General features: G+C 40.0%; 16 protein-coding genes. 11 read left to right on the top strand and 5 right to left on the bottom strand.

Translation table 11 applies throughout. From position 1 onward, the window contains the following. Nucleotides 1-18: 18 nt before the first annotated feature. From ACOQO5_RS13195 to lysA, 3 genes are all read right to left on the bottom strand, one after another. The gene (locus tag ACOQO5_RS13195; RefSeq protein ID WP_420582159.1) at nucleotides 19-954 is read right to left on the bottom strand and encodes an ABC transporter ATP-binding protein; all 936 of its coding nucleotides are present in this window, start codon (nucleotides 952-954) and stop codon (nucleotides 19-21) included. A 108-nt stretch (nucleotides 955-1062) separates the two neighbouring features. Next, on the bottom strand, nucleotides 1063-2568 hold the full coding sequence (locus tag ACOQO5_RS13190) for a sensor histidine kinase (protein WP_420582158.1): 1506 nt from the start codon (nucleotides 2566-2568) through the stop codon (nucleotides 1063-1065). Nucleotides 2569-2796: 228 nt separating this feature from the next. Then, complete coding sequence (gene lysA, locus ACOQO5_RS13185; RefSeq protein WP_420582157.1) at nucleotides 2797-3972, bottom strand: diaminopimelate decarboxylase; 1176 nt, start codon at nucleotides 3970-3972, stop codon at nucleotides 2797-2799. A 111-nt stretch (nucleotides 3973-4083) separates the two neighbouring features. On the opposite strand from lysA, the gene ACOQO5_RS13180 reads away from it, so the two are divergent. After that, on the top strand, nucleotides 4084-4755 hold the full coding sequence (locus ACOQO5_RS13180) for a hypothetical protein (RefSeq protein ID WP_420582156.1): 672 nt from the start codon (nucleotides 4084-4086) through the stop codon (nucleotides 4753-4755). Between the two features lie 53 nt (nucleotides 4756-4808). Here ACOQO5_RS13180 and ACOQO5_RS13175 read toward each other — a convergent pair whose 3' ends face one another. Next, nucleotides 4809-5564 carry a M23 family metallopeptidase gene (locus tag ACOQO5_RS13175; RefSeq protein ID WP_420582155.1) on the bottom strand — a complete coding sequence of 252 codons (756 nt, stop codon included), beginning with the start codon at nucleotides 5562-5564 and terminating at the stop codon, nucleotides 4809-4811. 17 nt (nucleotides 5565-5581) lie between these two features. After that, nucleotides 5582-5917, bottom strand: a complete 336-nt coding sequence (locus tag ACOQO5_RS13170) for a PadR family transcriptional regulator (protein WP_420582154.1) — start codon at nucleotides 5915-5917, stop codon at nucleotides 5582-5584. Between the two features lie 322 nt (nucleotides 5918-6239). On the opposite strand from ACOQO5_RS13170, the gene ACOQO5_RS13165 reads away from it, so the two are divergent. The 10 genes from ACOQO5_RS13165 to cyoE all read left to right on the top strand — a co-directional run bounded on the left by ACOQO5_RS13165 (nucleotide 6240) and on the right by cyoE (nucleotide 19402). Further along, nucleotides 6240-7502 carry a c-type cytochrome gene (locus ACOQO5_RS13165; RefSeq protein ID WP_420582153.1) on the top strand — a complete coding sequence of 421 codons (1263 nt, stop codon included), beginning with the start codon at nucleotides 6240-6242 and terminating at the stop codon, nucleotides 7500-7502. A 73-nt stretch (nucleotides 7503-7575) separates the two neighbouring features. After that, on the top strand, nucleotides 7576-10641 hold the full coding sequence (locus ACOQO5_RS13160) for a TAT-variant-translocated molybdopterin oxidoreductase (protein WP_420582152.1): 3066 nt from the start codon (nucleotides 7576-7578) through the stop codon (nucleotides 10639-10641). A 19-nt stretch (nucleotides 10642-10660) separates the two neighbouring features. Then, nucleotides 10661-12022: an NrfD/PsrC family molybdoenzyme membrane anchor subunit gene (gene nrfD / locus ACOQO5_RS13155; protein WP_420582151.1), complete on the top strand. Its 1362-nt coding sequence runs from the start codon at nucleotides 10661-10663 to the stop codon at nucleotides 12020-12022. A 1-nt stretch (nucleotide 12023) separates the two neighbouring features. Further along, complete coding sequence (locus tag ACOQO5_RS13150) at nucleotides 12024-12554, top strand: DUF3341 domain-containing protein (RefSeq protein WP_420582150.1); 531 nt, start codon at nucleotides 12024-12026, stop codon at nucleotides 12552-12554. A 34-nt stretch (nucleotides 12555-12588) separates the two neighbouring features. Beyond that, entirely contained in the window at nucleotides 12589-13209 is a 621-nt protein-coding gene (locus tag ACOQO5_RS13145; protein WP_420582149.1) for a c-type cytochrome, read from the top strand. A gap of 19 nt (nucleotides 13210-13228) precedes the next feature. Continuing rightward, nucleotides 13229-14485 (top strand): quinol:cytochrome C oxidoreductase, encoded by a 1257-nt coding sequence (locus ACOQO5_RS13140; protein WP_420582148.1) that lies wholly within the window; start codon nucleotides 13229-13231, stop codon nucleotides 14483-14485. Between the two features lie 31 nt (nucleotides 14486-14516). Beyond that, nucleotides 14517-15572 carry a cytochrome c oxidase subunit II gene (locus tag ACOQO5_RS13135; protein ID WP_420582147.1) on the top strand — a complete coding sequence of 352 codons (1056 nt, stop codon included), beginning with the start codon at nucleotides 14517-14519 and terminating at the stop codon, nucleotides 15570-15572. Between the two features lie 12 nt (nucleotides 15573-15584). Continuing rightward, nucleotides 15585-17429: a cytochrome c oxidase subunit I gene (locus tag ACOQO5_RS13130; protein ID WP_420582146.1), complete on the top strand. Its 1845-nt coding sequence runs from the start codon at nucleotides 15585-15587 to the stop codon at nucleotides 17427-17429. A 10-nt stretch (nucleotides 17430-17439) separates the two neighbouring features. Next, complete coding sequence (locus ACOQO5_RS13125) at nucleotides 17440-18513, top strand: COX15/CtaA family protein (protein WP_420582145.1); 1074 nt, start codon at nucleotides 17440-17442, stop codon at nucleotides 18511-18513. After that, nucleotides 18506-19402 carry a heme o synthase gene (cyoE, locus tag ACOQO5_RS13120; protein ID WP_420582144.1) on the top strand — a complete coding sequence of 299 codons (897 nt, stop codon included), beginning with the start codon at nucleotides 18506-18508 and terminating at the stop codon, nucleotides 19400-19402. Before ACOQO5_RS13125 ends, cyoE begins: the two co-directional genes overlap by 8 nt.

Below are 19402 nucleotides of genomic sequence, written 5' to 3'. Positions count from 1 at the left end.
GTATTTGTATAATGTGGATTACTCTTGACTTAAGTCAAAACGGATCTTGGAGTGATCACTAATTGGTGAAAGGGCGTAGGCTAACACGTTATTGGTTTGATCAGCCAATTCTAAATAAATATGATAGTGCATGCCCATAAAAATACACTCTTTGACTGTGCCTATATATTCTCCTTTAGGGTGAATATTGATGCATTCTGGTCGTATCAGTACTTTTTTCTTACCAACTTTCATTTCATTAATAGGACCAAGAAATTTAGCGGCATAATGTGACTTTGGTTTATGATAGATATGCACAGGATCACCAAACTGCTCTAGTTTACCCTGATTGAGAATCAATATATGATCTGCTACTGCCAATGCTTCTGCTGGATCGTGACTGACCAATAAAACAGTAATATCTAAGCTACGAAGCATATCAATCACTTCTTTTCTCACCTCTGTTTTCATTGGCAAGTCTAAATTACTGAATGGCTCGTCTAGTAAAACCACAGCAGGTTCATCAGCTACTGCAGCGGCCATGGCTATGCGTTGCTGTTGTCCTCCAGAAAGTTCTCTCGGGTATCTGTCTGCATAGGTCTCAAGTTGGCAAAGAATTAATAACTCTTCAATTCGAGCTTCTTTATCCTCAGTTGGATAGTGTGAAATTTTTTTACCAATGTTATCTCTTACAGTCCAAAACTGCTGCAGTTTGAAGTCCTGAGGTACATAGGCGAGTTCATCAGAGCCAGGCACCAAATTTTGCGAAGGTCCGGTAATTTCTTTGCCGTCTACTTTTACGCTTCCTCCATCTGCATCTTCTAATCCTGCAATTATTTTGAGTAAAGTGCTCTTCCCAGATCCGCTTTCGCCGAGGAAATAAGTAACCTTTCCTGATTCTATTTCTGCAGAAATATCGGAGAGCGCAGCTACTTGATTATTGTAAGTTTTATAAACCTGTTTAAGCTTGATCACAAAGTGGGTGAGTTTGCATTTTTGGCAAAAAGAATACAATTAAATGACATACCAGTCATAATCATGGGAAATGACTTTGAATTTTCTATTCAAGTAGAAAAATTGATCTTAGTTTAGGTAAATCGTAAAAATAGTACCTTTTTCAGGTTTGCTCTTTACCTCGATGTGTCCGTGATGATGGTCAATAATAGTCTTAATTAAATAGAGTCCTAATCCACTGCCTTCTTTTGAAGTGTCCAACTGCTTAAATGGTTCTAGAATCTCTAGGCCATTAACATTTGAGTCGAATCCAAGTCCATTGTCGCGTACTTCTAGAACAGTATGGTCGTTTTCTTTGTAGGACTCAATTTCGATCTCCAATAACCGGTTTGGACTGCTGTATTTGATGGCATTGGTAATCAAATTGAGAAATATGCTTTTCAATTGTGAAGCAGGATATTTAACAGCAGGGCACTTGGCAAACCATCTGGTGATAATCACTTTCGAAGTTTCCAGTTGAATCGAAATACTTTGTTCAACTTCAGCCAAAATGTCTTCAAAGTTGATCAACTCTGATTTAGTGTCAAGGTTTTCTCTCAGTTGATGCACTTCGTTCAATGCATTTACTACAGTTTGAATTTGCTTAGCCGAAGTCTTGGCAAGTTCAAGTATTTCGTCATGGTCGTTGGCTTCTCTATTCAATCGATCTAACAACCCTATCAAGTTGATAATTGGAGCTTTAAGGTCGTGGGCTGTACTGTATGAAAAATGTATGTGTTGATCTATTTCTTCTTGGGCGTCATGCAGTTTCACTACCATTTCATTAAAAGTAGTAGCCAGTTCAGATGTGAGTCCGGACGGTGGGGCTGCTACTTGAACGGATGTTTCTCCTTTACCTAGACGCTTTACTCCCTCGGTAAGTTGATCTATCGGAATGGTTGTTTTATTGCTTGAAATAAAGGAAATGATAATAGCAATCATTACAAAAAAGCAAGTAAATAGTACGATAAGCCTCAGTGTATTTCTTTCATCTAACTCAATGGCATTGACTGCGGTCGCCGTGTATCCTTCAACTTCAAAAAGAAGGATTGTTACCTGTTTATTGAATTTTTCCTCTTCGGCTTCAACATCAGCCACACGGTCAATCGCTTCTGCAATTTTCCCGTCCTTAAATAAGTCGATTACTGCCAATGCATCTCGCTCATAACTCAAGTGTTCCTTTTCCATACGCTTGAGTGCATTGAGTAGGTCTTTCATGATGATTCGCTGGTTGTCGGAAATGGCTTCGGCGATTCCAATTTTGACCTGTTCTTCAGCTTCCTTTAGTTCTTCGTCGACTAAGACAGCCAGGTATCTGAAGATACTGTCCGCCTTATCGAAGTTTTCTTGAGCGTTTTCGTATATGCCAATTTCTTCAGCAAAACGGACGGCTCGTTCAAAGTTGATGGACTGTTCGAGTTGATGCGTTTCTATATTGGTCATAGCTTCGATAAGAGGGACATCTATGCGAGCTACTTCATCGATAGAGTTGTGGCTATTGTATATCCGCATCATGCTGAATATGCCAATAGCAATTAACAGTACAATAAGAAACAGACTAGCTCCAGAAATATGCTTAGCTAATGTTTTTCTCACTTGTCAATCAACTTTAGTTTGTATAATATTTAAAAAATGAATGACCGACCGAGTCGGGCGATTTTGGATAGTTAGGTGTGAATTCTAAATGTACAACTTTTTTACCGACTTAAAGGTGTGAATATCACGAAATTATAAGGATATGCCGAAAATTGAAGTAACGAAAAAAGGCAGGTATATACCTGCCTCAGCCCTTATTATTAACTAAATATATTGCGACTTAAAAATTTAAATCGCTTGTAACTCCTCAATTGTTTCGTTATTAGAAATGTATTCTTCAAGTGTGATCTCATCTGAATATACAGCTGCTGCTCGATCTCTTAAATTGTAATTAGAACTTAAAACTTGACCATAGGCTCCTGCTGATCTTATTTTCAAGTAATCACCACGAGAAGTTTTTGGTAATTCTGTTTTGCCAAAGGTATCGGAGCTTTCGCAGATCGGGCCAACTACATGATAAGGTTCTATTTCACCTGCTGCTGATAGGTTTTCAATTTTATGAAAAGCATTATAAAGTGCCGGCCTCATCAAATCAGTCATGCCAGCATCAAGAATAGCAAAATTTGAATTCACCCCCTTTTTTACATACAATACTTTGGAGATCAAAGAGCCACACTGGCCAACAATTGATCTTCCTAATTCGAAATGAACGGTTTGGCCTTCGTCTAGATTTAAGAATTTTTCAAATACTCTGAAGTATTCCACAAAATTTGGAACCAATTGAGATTCCGGGTCGGTATAGTTTATACCTAGTCCTCCTCCTACATTAATATGTTCTAAAACAATACCTCGAGCCTTCAGGTTTGCAATTACAAGATTGGCCTGTTGACATAGGTTGGCAAAGGGGTTAAGATTCAAAATCTGTGAGCCAATATGAAAATGGATGCCCTTCAGCGCGAGGTTTTTGTGTGTTAATATTTCATCTACCGCTGCATCCAACTCCGTAATAGGAATACCGAATTTGTTTTCATTCAGTCCCGTAGTTATTTTATGATGAGTTTGTGCGTCTACATTAGGATTGATCCTAAAAGCTATGTTGGCCACGGCACCATGTTTTGCTGCGATCTCATTGATCACTTCGAGTTCTTCTATCGATTCACAGTTGATACTATGAATGCCTTGTGAAATGGCTAATTCCAATTCTTCATCAGATTTGCCAATTCCCGCTAGGACAATATCGTTTGGTTCGAAACCAATCTCGAGCGCTTTTTTAATTTCATTACCACTTACACAATCTGCTCCAAGCCCCTGTTTTTTGATGGTTTGAAGGATACGATCTTCGGCGTTGGCTTTAATCGCATAGTGTACTTTAAAATTGGGATTGTTGATTGCTGCTTGCATAGCATATAGCGTGTTTTCCAACAGCGTCAAATCGTAGTAATAAAATGGTGTTCTTACCGACATCTTAGGTTTCAATTTTAAATTCAGAATCCAAAAATATTTTTTAAGGCAAGGGGTGTGAAATAAATGTTAGAATTATTCATAATATTTGCACTTTGTTAAATATTTAACGACATGAAGAAAATATCAGATATCGTAGAAGAGGGGATTAGAAAGATGCCATTTATCGAGGAGGCCATGATGGCCAATTTGATTAATTATTCGTCGTTAGCACGACTGTTGCAGCCTTATGTGTCCAAGGTGCTCATGAAGGATGCCACCGAGGCTTCTATTTTAATGGCACTCAAACGGCGCTCTACGATGGGGGCCAATGCGCTGAATTTGAATCCTAAAAATTTCAGAGATCATATTGGAGATATTTTCGTAAGGTCTGGTTTGTCCACTTTTACCTATGCCAATTCACCTACGTTGACGGAAAATCAGACGCGACTCTTGCATGAGGTACAAAGCTTACCGGATACTTATTGTTCCTTCACCCAGGGCATGTATGAACGAACACTTATCGTAAGTGAGAATATTGTGGATCGTGTGAAAAGGATATTTGATAAAGAAACTTATGTGACAGGAAACAATCAGCTAAGTTCTGCTACTGTCATGCTGAAGGCGTCGAATATACGAGCCTATGGTTTATACTACTACATTTTCAAAATGATTGCCTGGTATGGTATCACCGTCATAGAAGTGATCTCTACGTCAAATGAGTTTTCTATAGTTGTTGAACAAAAAAACATCAACGAAGCCTTTTCTGTTTTGATGAAAATCAAGATGGATGAGGATGCGTTGTAGCATTCAATAGTAACCATTCCAAAATTCAAAACTTTGGAATGGTTAAGCATGAGTTAGTTCTGGGTGTCTTTGAATAAAACCTTGTTAGGCATGTGTTGATCCTGTGCGGTGAAGTAATTTAATGGATCGACATATTTGCCATCTTTTACAACCTCATAGTGAAGGTGTGGCGCTGTAGAGGCTCCTGTATTCCCGGAGAGTCCAATTTCTTGACCGAGAATTACGAGATCACCTTCTTTTACTTTGATTTCCGATAAGTGCGCATACTTCGTGATAAAGCCTTCACTATGTTCTATTTCAATTTTCTTACCATATCCTCCAAGGCTGTTTGTTACTGAAATTACCGTGCCAGCTGCTGTCGATTGTACAGGAGTCCCGACCTCAGCAGCAAAATCAATTCCCCTATGAAAATCCTGTTTCTTCTTCAGAGGATTGTATCGCTCTCCAAAATTGGAAGTAATTCGTTTGTAGTGATCTAATGGGGAAATGGTCGGAGGCTCTTGAGCGTCTGCACCAAATACCAACATAAAAACCGATGCTGCAATTCCCGAAGCGAGAATTTGGCTGATGGTATTACGCCTTTGTTTTTTTACGACAGGTGAAGTCTGCTTGAGTTCTTCGAACCCCTCATGACCAAACGAGTGAAGAACCTCCTTGTAGGCACTGGCAAAGGTTTCACCTTCGGCTAACTGAATTTCCACCAGGCAGCACACATGGTCTAGGAGTTCTGTCCTAAACCCTTTGGACAACCCTTTTGCTTTAAGGTCATTAGTGATATACAGGTATTGTGTTCGTGTAAGTGATTTCATGATTTTCATTTCAAAACTTATTTTGTCAACTGAGGATTTAATAACAATAGCATGGTTTGGACAAACTCAGTAAATTCATTTGATCGTTGAGTTGCTTCCAGGCTGCCAGCAGAAGTGACTTTGTAGTACTTTCTTTTTCTACCATTGATGTTTTCAATTTCTGTGGTCACCATACCATCTGCTTCTAATTTGTGCAGCGTAGGATAAAGCGCGCCTTCTGTCAATTGAATTTTCTCATGGGTTAAAATTTTTACTTTTTGAGTGATTTCATAGCCATACATTCTATCGTTTGAGGATAGAAGTTTGAGTATAATTGTCTTTAGGGTGCCTTTGAGCAGTTCTTTTGAATACATAAGGCAAATATACATAAGAAAATTATGTATCAAAAAATTCTAGTATTTCTTTGAGCTTGATAGCGTTGTTCAATGAGAATAGTTACTATATAAATAAATGTCGAAGTGAATTTAAACCTACTAGAAACCCTTATTTAAATTTATTCTAAATAGCGTCAAAAATGACTGAGTATAGAAATGTAACTTTTTGATAATCAGTTCAATGAATAGAAGGTGGGAGGGGTAGTGGCTATGTACTACGTAGATGCTATTATTATGTTTTTGAAATACAGCAACCCGATGTTACATTTGCACCACTTTAAAAAAAGGAAAGCTAAAACTGATGTCAAAAAAATATAGTTTACACTCCAGAGCGGGATTTTTAAGCACTAAAACCGTTCTATTCCTCTCCTTGATTTTTTCAGTTTTGTTCACTCAAAATACCGCTGTAGCTCAGGATGATGCCATCCCTACAGACGAGGCGACCATTTCAGCTGGAGAAAAATTATTTAAGGCTAATTGTACGGTTTGTCACGCAGTGAATGATAAGGTAATCGGGCCTGCACTGAGAGATATACATAAAAGAAGAAACTTAGATTGGATCAAAGCATTTGTTAAAAACTCTCAGAAGGTAATTCAGAGTGGAGACGAATATGCAGTAAACCTTTACAACGAATACAATAAAACGGAAATGACCGCCTTCGACTTCGAAGATGCGGAAATTGCTGCTATCGTTGGATATCTAAAAGCAGAATCGGCTAAAGAAATTGTTGTTGCTGCTGAGGAAACCACAACAAGTGGAGGTGGAGAAGCTGTTTCGCAAGAACCATCTCAATTTGTAAATACGGTAATGATTGTGTTGTTGGTTGTACTTGTACTCATTCTTGCAGTTCTAGGTATGATCATCACCATGTTGAAAAAATACTTGTCTCAGAAAGATAGCCTCTCTGAAGAGGATAGAGAAATCGCTGAGCAAACTTTCGACATAGGTGCTTTAGTGAAAAGCAATGCCTTCCTCGGTTTGACTGCCTTTATCTTTACAGCAATCATTATGAAGGCTGCTATTGACGGAATCTTCACAATTGGCGTACAGCAAGGCTACCAGCCAGATCAACCAATTGCATTTTCTCACAAGATTCACGCTGGAGATTACAAAATCGATTGTAACTACTGTCATACTGGTGTAAGAAAGAGTAAGAATGCTAACATTCCTTCTCCAAACATTTGTATGAACTGTCACTCATCGATCAAGACAGAATCACCAGAGATTCAGAAGATCTATGCGGCGATTGAGAACAACGAGCCTATCGAGTGGGTAAGAATTCACAACTTGCCGGATTTGGCATACTTCAATCACTCGCAACACGTGCAAGTGGGTGGCGTAGAATGCCAAACTTGTCACGGTCCTATAGAAGAAATGGACAAAGTTTCACAGTATGCACCATTGACCATGGGCTGGTGTATCAACTGTCACAGAGAGACAGACGTGAATACCAAAGGAAACGATTATTATAATAAGTTGGTCGAGATGCACAATGAGCATAGCAAAGAGCCAATGAAAGTAGAAGATATTGGAGGACTTGAGTGTTCTAAATGTCACTATTAATTATATAAAGAATATTAAGACACTTTTATTGAGGTGGAAATCACTTCAAACGACTAAGAAAGTCAATTAACACATGAAAGAGACCAAAAAGCAATATTGGAAAGGGTTAGAGGAATTGACCAAAAACCCTGAATTCGAAAAGCATGCTGACAAAGAGTTTCCAGAGTACTTGCCGATCAGCGGTGAGAACGAAGAAGGAACAGGTGCCAGCAGAAGGGATTTCTTGAAATTGATGGGATTTGGTGTAGCAGCAGCTTCATTGGCCGCTTGTGAAACGCCTGTCAGAAAAGCAATTCCTTATTTGAACAAACCAGTGGATGTTGACCCTGGTGTTCCAAATTATTATGCTTCGTCTTATGTGAATGGTAACGAATACTGTTCTGTAGTAGTAAAGACTAGAGAAGGTCGTCCGATCAAAATCGATGGCAACAAATTGTCTACTGTAAGTGGTGGTGGTACTTCTTCTCAGGCGCAGGCTTCTGTGCTTTCTCTTTATGACAAAGAAAGGTTGCAAGGACCTGAACTAGGTGGTCAATCTGTTTCATGGGATGATTTGGATGCTGAAGTTGCGAAGCAATTGGCTGCTGCCAATAGAATCGCCTTGGTAAGTGCTTCTGTTTTTAGTCCATCTACCTTGGCCACTATCGATGCTTTGAAAGCAAAATATACTGGCCTTGAGTTGATCGAATACGATCAGGTATCTTTCAGTGGTGCTTTGGCAGCGAACGAAAAGTCTTTCGGTAAGAGAGCCATACCTTCTTACGACTTCAGCAAAGCAGACACCATCGTTTCATTCGATGCTGACTTCTTAGGTAACTGGTTAAATGGAACGCTTCACAGCAAGCAATTCGCTCAAACGAGAAGATTGAATGATAAAAAGAAAACCATGTCGAGATTGTACTCTTTTGAGTCAAATCTTTCATTGACTGGTTCTAACGCAGACTATAGAAATGCGATCAAGCCTTCTCAGCAAGGTGCTTACGTGGCTAACTTATACAATATGCTAGCAGCTAAAGCTGGCGCTCCTACTGTAAATGCTCCTAAAGTGGGCGATACAGCAGTATTGACTAAAGCAGCAAATGACCTTTGGTCTAGCAAGGCGAAATCAGTGGTTGTATCCGGATCAAATGACGAAAACGTGCAAGTGCTAGTCAATGCGATCAACAACTTATTAGGATGTTACGGAACCACAATCGACTTAGCATCTGCAGTCAACACCAGAAAAGGAGACGACAAAGCAATGGTAAACTTCATCAAAGACCTGAATGCAGGTAACATTGATGGAGTTTTGTTTTTTAATAGCAACCCTGTTTATGATCACGCCATGGGCGCACAGATCGCCGCAGGTTTGAAAAAAGCTAAATTCTCACTTTCTACTTCAGATAGAAAAGACGAGACTGCAAGCTTGACTAGCGCCATCGCTCCAGATAATCACTTTTTGGAGTCTTGGAATGATTTTGAGCCAGTAACTGGCAAATTGAGTTTGTCACAGCCTACCATTTCTAACCTGTTCAATACGCGCCAAGCCGGACAATCATTCTTGGTATGGTCTGGTAGTAGCGAATCTTACTTTGATTTTGTGAAAGCAAGATGGACAGCAAATGCAACAGGCGACAAACAAACCTATTGGGACAAAACAGTTCAAGCCGGTATACTCGAATCTTCGGTTGAAGCTGAAGAGGTTTCTTTCGCCGGTGATGTAGCGGCAGCTGCTTCTGGATTGAAATCAACAGCATCTGGTGTAGAACTAGTAATGTACGAAAAGTCAGCCATTGGCAACGGTTCTCAAGCCAACAACCCTTGGTTGCAAGAAATGCCTGATCCGATTACTAAAGCTGTTTGGGACAATTACTTGACCATTTCCCCTAAAATGGCTGAAGAGCTAGGGTTGAAATTAGGAGACATGACTACGCAGTTGGTGACGTTGACAGTAGGAAACCAAACAGTAAAAGTTCCTGCTATGGTTCAGCCTGGACAAGCGAACGGTACTGTAGGATTGGCAGTAGGATACGGAAGAACTAGCGCTGGTAAAGTAGCCAACGGAGTAGGAGTTAACGCTTACCCATTGATGGACTACAAAACTGGAGCTCAAAGCAAATCAGTAACTTCTGGAGTTTCTGTTTCGCTAAGTGGAGAAGAGTACAAGGTAGCTCAGACACAAACTCACCATACTTATATGGGTAGAGAAAATGTGATTCAAGAGTCTATTCTTTCAAAATATCAAAAAGATCCAAGTGCAGGTAGAGATTTCCCTATGATCACTACTTACTCTGGAAAAACGAAACCAGGTAACGTATCTCTTTGGTCTGGACATGAGTATCCAAACCACCACTGGGGTATGACCATCGACTTGAACTCATGTACCGGATGTGGCGCATGTACCGTTTCTTGTCAGGCAGAAAACAACGTACCTGTAGTAGGAAAAGAAGAAGTGCTCAACCGAAGAGAAATGACTTGGTTGAGAATTGATAGATATTATAGCAGTGACGCACCAGAAGGTGATTTGAGAGAGATGGAAATTCCTTCAGCGGATAATCCAGAAGTTACTTTCCAACCAATGATGTGTCAGCAGTGTAACAACGCACCATGTGAGACGGTTTGTCCTGTAGCTGCTACCAACCACTCTACGGAAGGGTTGAACCAAATGGCTTACAACAGATGTATAGGTACTAGATATTGTGCAAACAACTGTCCATATAAAGTAAGAAGATTCAACTGGTTCAAGTATCACGACAATGATCAGTTCCCTGAAAACACTTCTATGAACAACGACTTGGGTAAAATGGTATTGAACCCAGACGTAACTGTTCGATCTAGAGGAGTTATGGAAAAATGTTCATTCTGTGTTCAGAGAATTCAGTATGGCAAATTGGAAGCTAAGAAAGAAGGAAGAAGACCAGTAGATGGTGAGATTACTTCGGCTTGTGCTTCAGCTTGTCCATCGGAGGCGATCGTATTCGGTGACTTGAAAGATCCAAAGTCTAGAATTTCACAAATGTTGAAATTGGAGAATGGAGAAAACGGACCAGAAGTAAAAGAAGAAAGAGCTTACCATGTGTTGGAAGAGCTTTCGGTGAAGCCTAATGTGTGGTACTTCACTAAGATTAGAAATAAAGAAGAAAAAGAAGCTAACGCTTAATTTATAAATTAAAATCAATATGCACGCAGAAGCAGTAGTTCGTAAACCTCTCGTCACAGGAGGCAAAACGGTACACGACGTCACTGAGGACATTTGTAAAAGAGTAGAGGAGAAACCAGCCAAGTCTTGGATGTTGGCCATGGCCATCTCTTTGGTACTCTTAGGCTATGGCGCCTACTGTGTCTTCACTCTAGTTTGGGAAGGCATTGGTATGTGGGGTCTAAACAAAACCGTAGGTTGGGCTTGGGATATTACCAACTTCGTATGGTGGGTAGGTATAGGTCACGCAGGTACATTGATCTCGGCCATCTTATTGCTATTCAGACAGCGATGGAGAATGTCAATCAACCGAGCTGCAGAGGCGATGACCATTTTTGCGGTTATCTGTGCATTGCAGTTCCCACTTCTTCACATGGGTCGTCCATGGATCGGAGCAATTTGGGCTTTACCACTTCCGAACACTTACGGCTCACTTTGGGTAAACTTCAACTCACCACTGCTATGGGATGTATTTGCGATCTCGACTTACTTCTCAGTTTCTCTTGTTTTCTGGTACATCGGTTTGGTTCCTGATTTTGCTACCATTAGAGACAGAGCGACTGGCATCAGCAAAAAAATATATGGCGCACTCTCTCTTGGATGGGATGGAGCGGCTAAAACTTGGTCTCGTTATGAGACTGTAGCTTTGGTACTTGCCGGATTGGCAACTCCACTGGTACTTTCAGTACACACCATTGTATCTTTTGACTTTGCTACCTCTGTAATTCCAGGATGGCATACCACGATCTTCCCTCCATACTTTGTGGCTGGAGCGATCTTCTCTGGATTTGCGATGGTATTAACCTTAATGATTGTAACGAGACACGTTTACAAACTTCAAGACTATATCACTATTGAGCACATCTCACTGATGAACATCATTATTATGGTGACAGGTTCTATCGTAGGTGTGGCATATATCACAGAGCTTTTCATTGCATGGTATTCAGGAGTTGAAGGTGAGCAATACGCATTCTTCAACAGAGCGCTAGGGCCATACTGGTGGGCGTACGCTTCGATGATGACTTGTAATGTAATTTCTCCGCAGTTATTCTGGTTTAAAAAGATTAGAACTAGTATCGCTGCTACATTCGTGATTTCAATTATTGTAAACATCGGTATGTGGTTCGAGCGATTTGTAATTATTGTAACTTCCTTACACAGAGACTTCTTGCCTTCTTCTTGGGCGATGTTCTACCCTACTTGGGTTGATATAGGGGTTTACATCTTTACATTCGGATTGTTCTTCACTTGTTTCTTCGCTTTTGCGAAATTCTTCCCAGTGATTAACATGGCCGAAGTGAAAAGTATTATTAAAGCAACCGGAGAAAAAAAGAAATAAGATGAGCGACGGTAATAAAAACTTTGTATTAGGCGTATTCGACGACGAGGATGTATTGCTTAAAGCAATTGCTCAGGTTCGTCAGGGCGGTGTGAAGATTCACGAAGTATTCTCTCCATTTCCAGTACATGGTATTGATGATGTATTAGGATATAAGGGATCTAGACTATCTATCGCAGCTTTCTTGTTCGGTTTGTTAGGAACTACCTTGGCTTTGACCATGCAGATCGGTATGATGACCGTGGATTGGCCAATGATCGTAGGAGGTAAAGATTTCTTGCCTTTTCCAACATTCATTCCGGTAACATTCGAATTGACAGTATTGCTTGGCGCATTTGGTATGGTGGGTACTTTCTTTGTAGTGAGTGATCTAAAGCCATGGGCAAAGCCAAGAATATTCGACTTAAGAATTACAGACGACAAGCACATTGTGGCTGTTGATATAGATAAAAACAAAATGAGCGAAGCGGACATCAAAAAAGCTTTGAGTGATGCAGGTGCTCAGGAAGTGAATAACAAGCAGTTCGACTAAAATCTTAGGATTCTAATTAGGAAAAAATATTAAAATGAATTTTAATAAATACATCAACGGGATCGTCATAGTTGCAGCAGGATTTGTTGTAGCATCTTGCGCTTCCAGAGGCAATGATACAGGTGTAGAGTATGCACCACAGATGTATCACTCAGTACCTTACGAAGGACTTTCTCAAATAAAAGATAAAGAAGCTGGTCGATGGTTGACTTCTCAAGAAGGCGGCGACGCAGAATTCTATACTTCGAATCCTAACAACCCGAATGAAATGAACATGAGGGAGGCTGTGCCTAACACAGTGAGAAGAGGAGAAGCTCTGCCTTACAGAATTCCTAAAGATTCTTTAGAGCTAGCTGCAAGAACGTTGAAAAATCCATTGGATTCTACAGCAGCAATTGTCAAAGAAGGTAAAGTCCTATTCGGAAGATACTGTTTGCACTGTCATGGTGAAACTGGATTGGGTGATGGACTCGTAGGACAAGTGTTCAAAGGAGTGACTCCTTACAATTCAAGAGCAGTAAAAGACAAGCCAGAAGGCCACATCTTCCACGTAATTACCGCTGGTAAGGGAAGAATGGGAGCGCATGCTTCACAGGTGAGCGTGATTGACCGATGGAAAATAGTTCGATTTGTTCAAACCCTTCAAAACCAATAATTCTTAAGGAGATCTTATTATGAGCGACGAAAAATTTATATTCTCAGCAGGAGCCAAAAGAAACATCTTGATCACTTTAGTGTCAGGTTTGGTATTGGCTGCTATCGGCGTAGTGATGATGAACATGGGTGGACACGATGCTCATGGAGCTGAAGCAGCTGCAGACGCAGGACATCACGGCTTCCACTGGACCAAACGTCTATATGCCAACCTTTGGATCAACAATTTATTCTTTACAGGGCTTTCAGCAATAGGTATATTCTTTATTGCTATTCAGTATGTAGCACAGGCCGGATGGTCTGTAGGATTGAAAAGAATTCCTATGGCCATGGCTAGTTGGTTGCCAATTGGAGCGATCTTGATGATCATTGTGTTTTTGGTGGCAAATCACGACTTGTTTCACTGGACACACGAATACCTATATGACAAGGCGGACGAAAGATACGATTCCATTTTAGATGGTAAAAAAGGGTACTTGAATTTTGGCTTTTATATGGCTAGAATGGTAGGCTTTTTTGCTGTATGGTATATCCTATTCAGATTGATCAGAAAGCAAATGTTAGCTGAAGATATCGATGGTGGAGTCAACCATTGGAAAAAGAACGTAACTCTTTCAGCGATCTTCTTGGTATTCTTCGGATACTCTTCAAGTATCGCAGCTTGGGATTGGGTGATGTCAATTGATCCACACTGGTTCTCTACTATGTTCGGTTGGTATGTATTCGCGAGCTGGTGGGTATCAGGTTTGGCTTTGATTGCTTTCATCGCTGTTTTGTTGAAGGACAAAGGCTACTTGAAAATTGTAAATGCTAACCATTTACACGATATAGGTAAATTCATCTGGGGTTTTAGTATTTTCTGGACTTACATCTGGTTCTCTCAGTTCTTATTGATTTACTATGCGAATATTCCTGAGGAAACGATCTACTTTGTTGAACGATGGAAGAGCGACCAGTATTCGGTTTACTTCTTCTTGAATCTGATCTTGAACTTCTTCTTGCCATTTTTGTTGTTATTACCAAGAGAGGCAAAGAGACATACAAGATTCTTGAAGGTTGTTCCTCCAATCATTTTATTTGGACACTGGATAGATTTCTATTTGATGGTAACTCCAGGTACGTTGAAAGAAAACGGTGGATTTGGATTGCTAGAAGTAGGATTGATCATGGTATATGCATCGGCTTTCGTTTACACGGTATTGCATTCTTTAGCTAAGCATCCGCTAGTGGCTAAGAATCACCCAATGATGGAAGAAACATTGCATCATCATATTTAAGAAATTAATTACAAAATAGACATTTAAAGACATGATGAATATTGTAATCTTGTTAGCCGTGGTATTGATAGTAGCCATCTTGGTCACTATCTTCAGAGCACATACCCTGGTACAAGTCGTAAGAGGAAAAGAAGGCGATCCAATGGGTACCAGCAATAAAGTGAATGGTGCTTTATTTATGGTCTTTATGATTCTAGGAACTGCGTGGTTCTTTGGATATTCTTACACAGAGTTCGATCGATATACTGTGCCTGTAGCCTCTGAACATGGTGAAGTAACTTTTAAGTTATTCTGGATCACTACGGCAATTACAACAGCTGTATTTATTATAACCAATGCGGTACTTTTCTACTTCGCATGGAGATATAGATATAAAGCCGATCAAAAGGCTCACTTCTATTCTCACAACAATACCTTAGAAATGATCTGGACATTTATTCCAGCAGTTGTTTTGACTGGTTTGGTATTGTCTGGTTTGTTTGCATGGCAGGATATCACAAGTAAAGCTCCAGCTAATGCTGAGGTCATAGAGATCTTTGGTTATCAGTATGCCTGGGCATCGAGATATCCTGGACCCGACGGAAAATTGGGACCATCTGACTATAAATTAATTGATTCTGATAATAGGTTGGGCGTTGACTTTTCCAACCCTAATGCAAAGGACGATTTCTTGCCAAGAGAAATTCACATTCCAAAAGGAGAGCCTGTCCTATTAAAAATCAGAGCTAGAGATGTGATTCATTCGGTATATATGCCTCATTTCAGATTGCAGATGAATGCTGTACCTGGATTACCAACACAGTTTTGGTTTATACCAACAAAATCTACTGCTGATATGGCTGCTGAGACCGGTAATCCTGATTTTCAATACGAATTAGTTTGTAACAAGATTTGTGGAAAGGCTCACTTCTCAATGAGAGCGATTGTAGTTGTAGACGAAAAGGAAGACTACGAAAAGTGGAAAGCAGAGCAGAAGTCATGGTTGTCTAAAAACCCTGATTATCTAGCTAATATAGAAGCAACCAGCCCGGTACAAGTGGCTGTAGAAGAAAAAGTAAGTGGTGAGGAAGTAAATACTTCATTATAATTATAAGAAATCATGGCAGTTACTGAAGTACAAATAGACGAACAACATGCAGGTCACGATGATCACGATCACGAGCATCATGGCAATTTTGTAACAAATTATATTTTCTCACAAGACCACAAAGTGATTGGAAAGCAGTTCCTAATCACAGGTATCTTTTGGGCGATCATTGGTGGTGGACTATCTATCATTTTTAGATTGCAATTGGGATTTCCAGGCATTGAATTAGAGTGGTTGAGACCATTGCTTGGTAACTGGATTACTGAGTCTGGACAGTTGGATACAGAATTTTATCTCGCCCTGGTGACCATGCACGGTACCATCATGGTATTCTTTGTTTTGACTGCAGGTTTGAGTGGAACGTTTAGTAATTTCTTGATTCCACTGCAGATTGGAGCACGAGATATGGCATCAGGTTTTATGAACATGTTGTCTTACTGGTTCTTCTTCTTGTCTAGTGTAATCATGTTCATCTCTTTGTTTATTGAGACGGGACCTGCTGGTGGTGGATGGACTATCTATCCTCCTTTGAGTGCATTGCCTCAAGCGATTTCAGGATCAGGATTGGGAATGACGCTATGGTTGGTTTCTATGGTGTTTTTTATCGCATCTACTTTGCTAGGTGGTATCAATTATATCACGACCATCATCAACTTGAGAACAGAAGGTATGTCTTTCACTAGACTACCATTGACAATATGGGCGTTCTTCTTGACTGCTATTTTGGGACTTTTGTCTTTCCCGGTTTTGGTAGCAGCTGCTTTATTATTAGTATTTGATAGATCATTCGGTACAAGTTTCTACTTGTCTGATATTTATATCGGAGGAGAGGCATTGCCTAACACAGGAGGTAGCCCTGTCTTGTTCCAGCATTTGTTCTGGTTCCTGGGTCACCCTGAGGTGTATATTATTATCCTCCCTGCTTTAGGAATTACTTCAGAAATTATTTCAACCAACTCACGTAAACCAATTTTTGGATACAAAGCGATGATTGGTTCAATGATGGGAATTGGCGTGTTGTCTTTCGTAGTATGGGCACACCACATGTTCGTAACAGGTATGAGTCCTTTCTTAGGTTCAATCTTTATGATTTTGACTTTGGTCATTGCAGTGCCATCAGCAATTAAAGCATTTAACTATATCACTACGTTGTGGAAGGGTAATATTCGATTCACTACTGCGATGATGTTCTCTATTGGTTTGGTATCCTTGTTTATCTCGGGTGGTGTGACTGGTATTTTCCTAGGAAACTCAGCACTAGATATATTCTTGCATGATACTTATTTCGTAGTGGCACACTTCCACTTGGTAATGGGTAGCTCGGCATTCTTCGGAATGGTGGCAGGTATCTACCATTGGTATCCTAAGATGTTCGGCAGAATGTTGGATGAAAAATTAGGATACGTTCACTTCTGGTTGACGTTTGTTGGAGTATACATGGTATTCTTCCCAATGCACTACATCGGTATTGCTGGTTTTCCTAGAAGATATTATTCATTTACCAACTTCGACGCATTTAGCTCATTCGGTGACTTGAACATGTTTGTGACCGTAGCAGCTATAATCACTTTCGGTGCACAATTCATCTTTGTTTTCAACTTCTTCTATTCTATGTGGAGAGGCAAGAAGGCGCCGTTGAATCCATGGGGTTCAAATACTTTGGAATGGACTACACCGAGAGAACCTGGACATGGAAACTGGCCTGGTAAAATCCCAGCAGTATACAGATGGCCATACGATTACAGTAAGCCAGGAGCTGAAGGAGATTTTATTCCTCAAACTGTGCCGTTGTCTCAAACACCTGAATCTAACCTGCCTCATGAAGCTGAAGAAGCAAAAGAGGAGAAAGTAGATTGAGGAAATAGAAATGACTAAAGAGCCTAAATCAGGTTTATTTATAAAATTTAATACCCTAACGATCATTGCCGTTTACTTTTTAATATTAGTAGGCGGCATTGTTCGTAGTACAGGGTCAGGTATGGGATGTCCAGACTGGCCAAAGTGCTTTGGTTCTTATATTCCTCCAACATCGGAAAGTGAATTGCCAGAGGATTATAAAGAGCGATACGCTGAGAAGCGAATGCAAAAAAATGACAGGTTGGCTGGGCTAGTAGCAGGTTTGGGTTTCCCTGGATTGGCCAGAGATATCCAAAAAGGAAAGAACGTAGAGGAAACTCACGGCTTCAATTTTGCCAGAACCTGGACGGAGTATGTAAATCGTTTGGTTGGCGTGGCAGTAGGAATTTTAATTATCATTTGTACAGTATTGTCTTATAGTTACCTACATACTAAAAAGAGAGTATTCTTCCTTTCGGTGGCGGCTTTGCTATTGGTGATTTTTCAAGGATGGATTGGCTCATTGGTAGTATCGACTAACCTGCTGCCGGGTATGATTACTTTTCATATGATTTTGGCCATTGGTTTGATTGCATTGCTTTTAAAAGTGAGAGTGATTACTACGAAGGATAGACTCGAAGGATTAATGTCCTATAAACCTTATAAAGTGAGAAGATTACTGGTCGTTTGCATGATGCTATTTTTTGCTCAGATTTTAATGGGAACTCAAGTTCGTGAAGCGATTGATTCATTAGCGATTACATTGGGTGAAGATCAGCGATTTAGTTGGATAGAGAATTTGGGGATCATATTCTATATGCATCGTTCATATTCGTTGCTACTATTAGTACTTCATGCGTATTTGATTTATAGATTATCCAAAAGCATAAAGGACTTTAAAACCTCTAAATATTTAGTTTGGGGTCTGTTGATACTTGTAGTGGCAGAGATCTTTACTGGGGCTATTTTAGCTAATTTTGCTCTGCCGTATGTATTACAGCCAATTCATCTGCTATTAGCATTAATGATATTTGGCATACAATACTTCTTGTATTTGATAATAAAGGAAAAGGAATCTACAACTGTGGAGTTGACAAATGGGTAAGGGAGAGAATCATATCGCAAGAACTTTGAGTACAGGAGCCAAAGTTGGTGCCTATATAGAATTACTGAAGCCAAGGCTTTCATTTTTGGTGGCTTTTTCTTCAGGTTTTGGATACATACTCGCATCCAATGGGCAATTGAATTGGGGCAATTTATTGCTGCTTTCACTAGGAGGTATGCTCGTGTCTGGAGCGTCCGTGACGATCAATCAAATTATAGAAATTGAATATGATGCGTTGATGAAGCGTACTCAGAACAGGCCCTTACCTACAGGAAAAATATCAAAACAAGAGGCAGGAATTTTCAGTGTTTTGGTAGCCATAGCAGGATTGTACATCTTGTTTCTGTCTACTAATCTTTTAACTGTAGTATTGTCATTCGTTTCATTGCTACTTTACAGTTTTGTGTATACGCCGATGAAAAGGGTTGGGCCAATTGCAGTATTCATAGGTGCCATTCCTGGTGCATTGCCTCCATTGTTGGGATGGGTAGCGGCTACCGGGGTTATCTCGTTTGAAGCACTCATTATTTTTGGTATTCAGTTCATCTGGCAGTTTCCACACTTCTGGGCGATTGCCTGGGTAGGAGATGAAGATTATAAAAAAGCTGGATTTAAATTATTACCCAACAACGGACGCAAGGATTTGAATACGGCAATCAATATTATGATCTACACTTTATTCTTGCTGCCGCTTGGTTTGTTGCCTACTTATTTTGGTGTGACAGGATTGAATTCGGCTGTGGTTGTCACCATTTGTGGTTGTGGATTTCTAGCACAGACTTTTAGTTTGATGAGAGACAATTCTGATCGAGCCGCTTTAAAAATTATGTTTGGTTCATTTCTGTACTTGCCCATCGTACAGATTGCATATATGTTAGATAAAATTTGA

Origin of the sequence: Reichenbachiella sp., assembly GCF_965223055.1 — a bacterium.
Lineage (GTDB): Bacteria > Bacteroidota > Bacteroidia > Cytophagales > Cyclobacteriaceae > Reichenbachiella.
Note: the sequence above shows the minus strand (reverse complement) of the source record. Positions and strands in the feature narration are given on the sequence as shown.